Origin of the sequence: Microbacterium sp. HSID17254 (assembly GCF_003989315.1) — a bacterium.
Lineage (GTDB): Bacteria > Actinomycetota > Actinomycetes > Actinomycetales > Microbacteriaceae > Microbacterium.
Map to the genome: position 1 here is coordinate 1 of NZ_RBLT01000114.1, position 1,075 is coordinate 1,075.

Here is a 1,075-nt window from a genome sequence, read left to right on the forward strand (position 1 = left end):
GAACCCCTGTAGAAGTCTTAGAAGGATCTTTAAGTGTTGGTGTTGGGGTCCCAGTTGTGTCTGTGTGGGTCTGTGGCACTTCGTGCTCACTGCTCTGGGCACGTGGGTCCGGCACGGTCGGGATGGCCTGCTCGGCCGCCTCAGCGGCGGGCACTCTTAGCTGGTAGACCGCGGCCCGGTTGCCGGCGAGATGCTGCCGCGCGAGTGGACGGAACTGAGGGGTGGTGCCTCCCTCGACGCGCAGCAGCCAGCCATGGCGCTGCAGTTCGGCGAGCCAGCGAGCGGTGCTGCGCCGGCGCCACCCGATGGCCTTGTGCAGGCGCTCGCAGGTGGGCCAGCTGGTGTGGTCGTTACAGTCGGCGCGGCGGGCGAGCTCGGCCAGCAGCCCGCGCAACCGCTCAGCGGCGTCGCGACGTACCTGCTGATACCAGGACGAGCCCAGCAAGGCGCGATACCAGTCCAGCGCGGTGCGGGGGAGCAGCGTCGCAGCAGCGGACAGCAGCTCGTCGGCCGACGCGACGTCGGCCTCGAGGGAGGCAGTGAGCTCGGCAGGGGAGACGTCGCCACCGCAGGCGAACCAGCACGGTGCGCATACGAACGACCTGAGTGGAGTGTTGCGCGCGGTTCCCGACCGACGTCGGCAGCTGACGCACATCCGGGGGAGTTCGATCCCCGGATGGGTCGACCAGGACGCCGGCAGCCCTGCCGGAAGAGGCAGAACTGGCTGCATGAGGAGTCGAAGGCCCGGGTTGGGGTTCGACTCGCGGGACGCACAGCGAGATGGTGCTGTGCGAACTTCGGGACGCGCGCTACTATGAGGGCGCGCAGGCAAGCGTTGCGCCTCCCTTCTGGGAGGGGCTGGGTGTAGGAGTTGGCGCTCCGAACCCCGTTACGTTGGGCCCGTTCCTCTTCGCGGGAGGGACGGGCCCTAGCGCATTTCAGGGTATGCACTCAGCCCAGATGTTCGATTGTCGTGGCGCCGCTTCGAGCGGCAACGAGGTCAAGCGGTCTTCCTGAGCACCTCCTCCTGGAGGGCCTCGTCGGCCAGCCGGAGTTGGTCTTGCGAGGGCAGAGC

Annotated in this window: 1 protein-coding gene; it reads right to left on the reverse strand. The window is 68.0% G+C overall.

The annotated features are described in order from the left end of the window. Window positions 1-730: helix-turn-helix domain-containing protein (locus tag D8M34_RS19645; RefSeq protein ID WP_238695721.1), on the reverse strand; the 730-nt coding region annotated here is incomplete at its 3' end. Window positions 731-1,075: the final 345 nt, after the last annotated feature.